This window comes from Vibrio sp. CAU 1672 (genome assembly GCF_029223195.1).
In the GTDB taxonomy this organism is placed as follows: Bacteria; Pseudomonadota; Gammaproteobacteria; order Enterobacterales; family Vibrionaceae; genus Vibrio.
In genome coordinates this window covers 44,274-51,421 of sequence record NZ_JARHUF010000028.1, presented here as the reverse complement: position 1 = coordinate 51,421, position 7,148 = coordinate 44,274, and the positions used below count along the sequence as shown (strand labels likewise).

Genomic DNA, 7,148 nt, shown 5'->3' with positions numbered 1-7,148 from the left:
TCAAGATGACTGTTGAGCTAATCGCACCAATCGCAATGGACGAAGGTCTACGTTTCGCGATCCGTGAAGGTGGCCGTACAGTAGGTGCTGGTGTTGTTGCTAAGATCTTCGAATAATTCTTAAGAATTAATTGAAGAGATTGCACAGTTCTTCATATTGAAGAAAGCGCATCTAGAAAAAGGGAAGCTTCGGCTTCCCTTTTTCGTTTTTGTTATAAACCCAATGAACCACTTTCCGATTTATAAGTGTTAATAAACAAAATGTTAGCTACGAGGTTAGCTAACGATTAAGCAGCTTGTTATCTAAGTTGTTGAATCACGATTAAGGAAGTCAGACATATATAACCAAATCGTCTTAATTGCTGTGGCTTTTTACTGGTAATAAGAATTGTTCTCGCTTATATTATCGGTCTGAGTTTGCAGAGGGTGCATTATGTTCGTATGTCTTTGTCATGGTATTTCCGATAAAAAAATTAAAAAATTGGCCATTGAGCAAGGGATCACAGACATCCGCGGTATTAAGAAATGTACCTCATTAGGAACTCAGTGTGGCAAATGCATCCGCCAGACCAAACAGATCCTCGCCCAGGCCGGCTATCCGCCATTGAAACAAGCCTGTTAGTTTGTTACGCCACTTTTTGACACCGCCTCGTTTGCTTCTAAAGTTAAAAGAAGCCAAAAAGGAGGGCTGTGCATGAAAGGCGATCCCATTATTATCCAACACCTCAATAATGTACTTGCAAATGAGCTTATTGCCATTAACCAGTACTTTCTCCACGCACGCATGTATAAAGACTGGGGGCTCAAGCACCTGGCTGATAAGGAATACCACGAGTCAATTGACGAAATGAAGCATGCGGATCACTTGATCGAGCGGATCCTGTTTTTGGAAGGCCTGCCGAATTTACAGGATCTGGGCAAGTTGATGATCGGCGAAGATCCGCAAGAAATGCTGGAGTGTGACCTGAAGCTAGAAATGGCGGCAATCCCCGATCTCAAAGACGCCATCGCCTATGCGGAAGATATTCATGACTATGTCTCACGGGATCTGTTTCAGGATATTCTGCAAGACGAGGAAGAGCATGTCGATTGGCTGGAAACCCAGTTGGGCCTGATTGAAATGACCGGCATCCAGAATTACCTTCAGGCGCAGTACGTCGATGAAGATGATGATGATGAAGGGTAATCCCCATGGCTTCATTACCACCAATACACTGAGGCAGGGTAACGAGCCCTTTTAGCGCTCCCGGATTGGCCGTTTCGGGGGCGAAAGCACATAAACTGGTCTAATCTCTTTACATTCGACGCTATTTTCAATACTCGCATCGCAAACTTGTCTAGGAAGATTGACGGCTATCCTTTAATATTTGTTGCCCCCAACAGTAAATAACCAAAGAGAAACGATCCATGTCTGAAGACAATCACCAACCAGTCACTGCTGAAGAACAGTTTCGCCAACAAGCGCTGGATTACCATGCCAATCCGGTGCCGGGAAAAATTGCCCTCGAGCTGACCAAACCCGCTGAAACTGCCGCCGATCTGGCACTGGCTTACAGCCCGGGCGTGGCTGAGCCGGTACGCGAAATCGCGCAAAATCCCGATAATGTGTATAAGTACACGGCGAAAGGCAACATGGTGGCGGTGATCTCAAATGGCACGGCGATTCTTGGTCTGGGTAATCTTGGGCCCATGGCGTCTAAACCGGTTATGGAAGGTAAAGCTCTGCTGTTTAAACGCTTTGCCGGACTGGATTCTATCGACATCGAAGTAAAACACCGCAGCATTGATGAGTTTGTTGATACCGTGGCAAACATCGCCGATAGTTTTGGTGGGATCAATTTAGAAGATATTAAAGCACCGGATTGTTTCGAGATCGAAAAACGTTTGATTGAGCGTTGTGATGTCCCGGTCTTCCACGACGATCAGCACGGTACGGCCATTGTGACCGCCGCAGGTATGCTGAATGCGATTGAGCTGCAGGGTAAAAAGCTGGAGGACTCAATTATTGTTTGTCTTGGCGCGGGTGCCGCGGCGGTGGCTTGTATGGAGCTGCTGATCAAGTGTGGTGCGATGCGCGAGAAGATCTACATGCTGGATCGTAAAGGGGTGATCCATACCCGTCGCGACGACTTGAATGAATATAAGCAGCTGTTTGCCAATAACACCGATAAGCGTACTCTGGAAGACGTGATCAGCGGTGCAGACCTGTTCCTTGGCGTATCGGGCCCGAACCTGTTGCCAGCCGAAGCGCTTAAGCTGATGGCTGATAAGCCGGTGGTTTTTGCCTGCTCTAACCCGGATCCGGAAATTAAGCCTGAGCTTGCACATGAAGTGCGTGATGATCTGATCATGGGCACCGGCCGCAGTGACTACCCGAACCAGGTAAATAACGTGCTTTGTTTCCCGTTCATTTTCCGTGGTGCACTGGATGTTCGTGCAAGTGAAATTAACGATGAGATGAAGCTGGCCGCGGTGGAAGCGATCCGCCAGTTGGCCAAAGAGCCGGTACCAGCCGAAGTGCTAACGGCGGCAGGTGCTGATAAGCTTGAGTTTGGTCCGCAGTACATTATTCCTAAGCCGATGGATCCGCGCCTGCTACCTCGTGTGGCGAGAGCAGTAGCCCAGGCGGCAGTGGACTCCGGTGTCGCTCGAATTGAGATGCCTGACAACTACATGGCTGAGTGATTTTCCTCGCCAGAATAGTTAAAAAAAATGGGACGCGAGTGCGTCCCATTTTTGTACTGCGGGTTAGCGGCTTTGGGGGCCGCTATAAAATTGTAAGCAATTATTCTTCGTCAAACGCTTCGAACTCAATGCCCATTTCCGTCATCAGCGCTTTCACTTGTGCCGGGATGTCGTCCGGGCGATCTTTGCGCAGGTCTTCGTCGGTTGGCAGCGGTTGGCCGGTATAGGCATGCAAAAATGCCTCACACAACAGCTCACTGTTAGTTGCGTGGCGTAAGTTGTTGATCTGACGGCGAGTTCGCTCATCAGTCAGTACTTTCAAAACCTTTAGCGGGATAGAGACGGTAATTTTTTTTACTTGTTCGCTTTTTTTTCCGTGCTCTGCATACGGGCTTATATAGTCGCCATTCCAGTCAGCCATTGCGCACCTTCATCAATGTAATAAATAGAAAATAATATATAGGGGGGGATTTTAGCTGCATTTACCGCCATAAGCAAAGACATATGGACGTCTAGAGGTGTTGACGTCTGTTTTTTTGGCAAGTAAAGTGGTGGAAAACTACACGGGCAATGTGCTGACCTCAGGGATATGTTTAGGTATAGCGCATTCCGTCGCATAAGTCATTAAGCACGAAAGGATACACCTATGAGCACCCATAAGCCGTCGACCATTGCTGTGCGCACTGGTATCGAATCTGACAGTCAATACCACGCGGTTGTCCCGCCAATTTACCTTTCTACCAACTATGGGTTTCCGGCTTTTGGCGAAGTGCCTAAGTATGATTATACCCGTTCAGGTAATCCGAACCGTGGCTTGCTTGAGCAGGCGCTGTCTGACCTGGAGTCAGGCCAGGGGGCGGTGGTGACCAACTGTGGTACTTCGGCGCTTAATCTGTGGGTATCGGCCTTGTTAGGCCCCGAAGACCTGATAGTCGCGCCACACGATTGTTATGGCGGGACTTACCGCCTGTTCAATACGCGGGCCCAGAAAGGCGACTTCAAGGTCCTGTTCGTCGATCAATCCGATTCACAAGCAGTGGACGCTGCATTGACGCAAAAGCCCAAGTTGGTGCTGCTAGAGACCCCGTCCAATCCTTTGGTTCGGGTAGTGGATATTGCTGATGTGTGCCATAGAGCCCATCAGGTGGGGGCATTGGTGGCGGTTGATAATACTTTTTTGACACCTGTGTTCCAAAAGCCGCTTGAGTTAGGGGCGGATTTTGTGGTGCATTCCACCACCAAGTACCTCAACGGCCACTCGGATGTGATTGGAGGGGTGGTGATCACCAAAACCCAAGCACACGCTGAAGAGTTGGCCTGGTGGGGCAACTGTATTGGTGCCACAGGGACACCGTTTGACAGTTATATGACCCTGCGTGGGCTGCGCACCTTAGGCGCACGTATGCGGCTGCACGAGGAGAGCGCACAGCAAATCCTGGCTTATCTGCAACAACAGGCCCTGGTGGGCACCATTTATCACCCAAGCCTGAAACAACATCCGGGGCATGATATTGCCAAGAAGCAGCAATCGGGATTTGGCTCGATGCTGAGTTTTGAGTTTGCCGGCTCATTTGAGCAGCTCAAGGCGTTCGTCAAACAACTGCAACTTTTCTCTCTGGCGGAGTCTCTCGGCGGGGTAGAAAGCCTGGTCTGCCATCCGGCGTCGATGACCCATCGGGCGATGGGAGAAGAGGCGCTGGCTAAGGCCGGGGTTTCAGAGCAATTACTGCGTTTATCGGTGGGGCTGGAAGATGCCAGTGATCTGATCGCGGATTTAGAGCAGGCCTTTACCGCTGCGGCACAGTTATAGGAGAGCGAAGATGAGCAGACAGCGTCAGCTGCATAAATTTGGTGGCAGCAGCCTTGCCGATGCCGAGTGTTATTTGCGAGTTGTGGGTATCTTACGCGAGTACTCAGCGGAGCGTGATTTGGTGGTCGTTTCTGCCGCAGGCAAAACCACCAATACCCTGATTGAGTTTCTGGCCGGGTTAGAGCACGACGGGCGGGTCGCTCATGAGGCACTGCAGACTTTGCGCCAGTTTCAATCCGGTTTAATCGAAAGCCTGCTGGAGGGCGAGGTCAAAGCCCAGTTACTTGCGTTTCTGTATGATGAGTTCAGCACACTGGCGGAACTGACTGCGCCACTGAGTGAGGCTCAGCAAGCGGCAGTGCTCGGCCATGGTGAAGTGTGGTCGTCGCGTCTGTTAGCAGCCTTGCTGTCTCAGCATGATTTACCGTCGGTAGCCCAGGATGCACGCACTTTTTTACGCGCCGAAGCCGGTACCCAACCGGAAGTCGATCGTGGTCGCTCTTATCCGCTGCTGAAAGATGTCTTAGCGCAATATCAGCATCAGCGGGTGATCATGACTGGTTTTATGGCACAGAATGACGCAGGTGAAACGGTACTCTTGGGGCGCAATGGATCCGATTATTCTGCAACGGTGATTGGCGCGCTGGCGGAAGTGGCGACGGTGACGATCTGGAGTGATGTCACCGGGGTTTATAGTGCTGATCCGCGGATCGTCACCGAGGCGTGCCTGCTGCCGTTATTGCGTTTGGATGAAGCCAGTGAACTGGCGCGTTTGGCGGCGCCGGTGCTGCACAGCCGAACTCTGCAGCCGGTCGCGCAGAGCTCAATGGATCTCAATTTAAAGTGTAGTTATCTGCCGGAAGCCGGCTCCACGCGCATTGAGCGGGTGTTGGCGTCAGGTCGTGGGGCCAAGATCATTACTTCGCTTGAAGAGGTGTTGTTAGTACAACTAACGTTTACGCATGGCCATGACTTTGCCCGCGCACAGCAAGAGGTTCGGCAGGCGCTTAAGCGAGCACAGCTTGAGCCGTTAGCGTTTGAAGCTCAGGCGGATCAACAAGTGTTACGGCTGGCCTACACCGCCGAAATTGCCGGTGGGGCACTTAAGCATCTGCAGGAGTTGGCGGTGGAAGCCGAGATCAAGCTGAAAGAGGGCTATTCATTACTCGCTGCGGTGGGAGCGGGGGTAACCAAAAATGCCAACCACTGTTTTGGTTTTTACCAGCAGCTTAAACAGTCCCCGTTAGAGTTTATTTCTCAAGCGGAGTCGGGTTTAAGCCTGGTGGCGGTATTACGGCGTTCGGCGGTGACTGAGCTGGTTAAGTCGGTTCATAATCAGTTGTTCCAGGCGCAAAAGCGGGTGGCGGTTGCCTTATGTGGCAAGGGGAATATTGGTTCCAGTTGGCTGGCATTGTTTGCTGAGCAAAAGCGGGAACTGGAAAAACGCCATGGTATGAACTTTGAGTTGGTGGCGGTAGTTGATAGCCAAACCTACTGGCTGGATGAAAATGGTCTTGATGTCGAGACCGTTATCCAGCGTTTTGATGAGGAAGGGATCAGCAACGATGGCGCTTGGTTAACCCGGCTCGGAGGCGTGCAACATTACGATGAGGTGGTGGTACTGGACGTCACGGCCAGTCAGGAACTGGCGGCGCGTTATGTCGAAATCGCTCAGCAGGGCATTCATTTGATTTCGGCAAACAAAGTGGCGGGGGCGGCGGACAGCCACTATTACCATCAGGTGCAGGATGCGTTTACTAAGATCGGTCGTCACTGGCTGTATAACGCGACGGTCGGAGCCGGGCTGCCAATAAACCATACTGTGCGTGACCTGCGTGAGAGTGGTGATGATATCGCTGCGTTATCGGGTATTTTTTCCGGCACCCTGTCGTGGCTGTTCCAGCAGTTTGATGGCAGTGTGCCGTTCAGTGAACTGGTAGATTTAGCCTGGCAGCAGGGCCTGACCGAGCCGGATCCCCGTTCCGATCTGGATGGTTCCGATGTGATGCGTAAGCTGGTGATACTGGCGCGTGAGTCGGGGCTGGATATTGAACCTGAAAGTGTCAAAGTCGAGTCATTGGTTCCTGAGGCGCTGCGTGCATTAACTGTGGATGAATTTTTTGATCAGGCGGGCATCTTGAGTGAGTTACTGCAGGAGCGCCTGACCAAAGCGCAACAGAACGGCCAAGTGCTGCGTTATGTTGCTCGCCTGGAGAAAGATGGTAAGGCGACGGTGGGGGTTGAAGCGCTTCCTCGTGAACATGCCCTGGCGAACTTGTTGCCTTGCGATAATATCTTTGCCATTGAGAGCAAGTGGTACAAAGATAATCCATTAGTGATTAGAGGACCTGGGGCAGGAAGAGAGGTGACCGCCGGCGCGATCCAATCGGATCTCAACCGCTTAGCCGGGTTGTTCTGAGCGGGAACTTAAGCGAGAAACCTCAGGCCAGCCCTGGGGTTTTTTATGCTCACATCAACTCGATATATAAATGACACGGTTGCCAGCACGCGCCGGCAGGGTGATGAGATTGCTTCATTATCAACTTGAAAAATATTCATAATCACAAGGTTGACATTAAATCGCTTTCAATTCATTCTGGAGACATATAGACGTCTAAACGTCGATTGTAGGATTTTAAAGTTGATGGTGGCTT

6 protein-coding genes and 1 pseudogene are annotated in these 7,148 nt (G+C 51.0%); 6 read left to right on the top strand and 1 reads right to left on the bottom strand.

What is annotated here, in order from left to right; genetic code table 11:
- The 4 genes and pseudogenes from P2G85_RS18710 to P2G85_RS18695 form a co-directional block, all read left to right on the top strand.
- Positions 1–116: pseudogene (locus tag P2G85_RS18710) on the top strand (elongation factor Tu); the annotation flags it as partial.
- 316 nt (positions 117–432) lie between these two features.
- On the top strand, positions 433–621 hold the full coding sequence (locus P2G85_RS18705; RefSeq protein ID WP_275865585.1) for a (2Fe-2S)-binding protein: 189 nt from the start codon (positions 433–435) through the stop codon (positions 619–621).
- Positions 622–693: 72 nt separating this feature from the next.
- Complete coding sequence (gene bfr / locus P2G85_RS18700; protein WP_275865584.1) at positions 694–1,185, top strand: bacterioferritin; 492 nt, start codon at positions 694–696, stop codon at positions 1,183–1,185.
- Positions 1,186–1,406: 221 nt separating this feature from the next.
- Entirely contained in the window at positions 1,407–2,684 is a 1,278-nt protein-coding gene (locus tag P2G85_RS18695; protein ID WP_275865583.1) for a malic enzyme-like NAD(P)-binding protein, read from the top strand.
- Between the two features lie 100 nt (positions 2,685–2,784).
- On the opposite strand, the gene metJ is transcribed toward P2G85_RS18695, so the two are convergent.
- Complete coding sequence (gene metJ, locus P2G85_RS18690) at positions 2,785–3,105, bottom strand: met regulon transcriptional regulator MetJ (protein ID WP_275865582.1); 321 nt, start codon at positions 3,103–3,105, stop codon at positions 2,785–2,787.
- Between the two features lie 225 nt (positions 3,106–3,330).
- Between metJ and P2G85_RS18685 the strand changes: the two genes are divergently transcribed.
- Both P2G85_RS18685 and P2G85_RS18680 read left to right on the top strand, forming a co-directional pair.
- Positions 3,331–4,494 (top strand): O-succinylhomoserine (thiol)-lyase, encoded by a 1,164-nt coding sequence (locus P2G85_RS18685; protein WP_275865581.1) that lies wholly within the window; start codon positions 3,331–3,333, stop codon positions 4,492–4,494.
- Positions 4,495–4,504: 10 nt separating this feature from the next.
- Complete coding sequence (locus P2G85_RS18680; RefSeq protein ID WP_275865580.1) at positions 4,505–6,913, top strand: bifunctional aspartate kinase/homoserine dehydrogenase II; 2,409 nt, start codon at positions 4,505–4,507, stop codon at positions 6,911–6,913.
- Positions 6,914–7,148 lie beyond the last annotated feature (235 nt).

Excerpts from the sequence above, each read along its gene's own strand:
- bfr (WP_275865584.1), top strand. The coding sequence starts at position 694 with ATGAAAGGCGATCCCATTATTATCCAACACCTCAATAATGTACTTGCA.
- P2G85_RS18705 (WP_275865585.1), top strand. The coding sequence starts at position 433 with ATGTTCGTATGTCTTTGTCATGGTATTTCCGATAAAAAAATTAAAAAA.
- P2G85_RS18685 (WP_275865581.1), top strand. The coding sequence starts at position 3,331 with ATGAGCACCCATAAGCCGTCGACCATTGCTGTGCGCACTGGTATCGAA.
- P2G85_RS18695 (WP_275865583.1), top strand. The coding sequence starts at position 1,407 with ATGTCTGAAGACAATCACCAACCAGTCACTGCTGAAGAACAGTTTCGC.
- P2G85_RS18680 (WP_275865580.1), top strand. The coding sequence starts at position 4,505 with ATGAGCAGACAGCGTCAGCTGCATAAATTTGGTGGCAGCAGCCTTGCC.
- metJ (WP_275865582.1), bottom strand. The coding sequence starts at position 3,105 with ATGGCTGACTGGAATGGCGACTATATAAGCCCGTATGCAGAGCACGGA.